This window comes from Soehngenia longivitae (assembly GCF_004684055.1).
Lineage (GTDB): Bacteria > Bacillota > Clostridia > Tissierellales > Tissierellaceae > Soehngenia > Soehngenia longivitae.
This window is the reverse complement of sequence record NZ_SRIB01000032.1, coordinates 1-712: the sequence shown is the minus strand read 5'-3', so window position 1 is coordinate 712 and position 712 is coordinate 1. Positions and strand designations below refer to the sequence as shown.

1 protein-coding gene is annotated in these 712 nt (G+C 26.7%); it reads left to right on the top strand.

The genetic code is table 11. From position 1 onward, the window contains the following. Positions 1–576: hypothetical protein (locus tag E4100_RS09315; RefSeq protein WP_209315335.1), on the top strand; the 576-nt coding region annotated here is incomplete at its 5' end. Positions 577–712: the final 136 nt, after the last annotated feature.

Here is a 712-nt window from a genome sequence, read left to right as displayed (position 1 = left end):
GATATTATGAAAAAGCTTAATTTATTTGCTATATTTTTTATCTACATAGTAATATTTATGACAGGTTGCAGTAATATTCAAACGAAACCACCGGATGAAAATTTCGATGGTTTGATTATGGTAAATGATAATATATACGTGTATATGGGATATGAAGTTCCAATCGAAATTGATAAGAGTGACATCTTGGGAAAGGTTGAATCAACTGTGGAGGGAGATAGAATTCCAACTGAGAATGGGCAAGCAAATTTTGAAATTAAGGGTGCTAAGTATGCACAGTATGAAGATGATATTGTGGTCTTACTTGATAATAAATGGATGTTATTTAAAAAACAAGAGAATAATATTTCTGGTCTTTCAGTTGGTAATTATAACTTTTTAACTGATGATTATAGTGATGAAGAAATATTTAAAATATTTAGAACGATTAGGAAATATATATTAGTAGATAAAGATTATGAAGCTAATATTGATTCAATAATTGAAAAATCCTTTAAAGAGTGTGGAATAGACGATCCTTCAATTATAGAAGATGCAAAATCTAATCTTGAAATAATTGTATCCTATCCTGAATAGAATTAAGGCAATTTCTTTTATATGATGGACTTACACTCATGAAAAAATAAAAATACATGATCACAAAATAAATACATAGACTGATTTAATACTATTATTATTTTCAAGGGAAAATGCTCATTAAAAAAATTATATA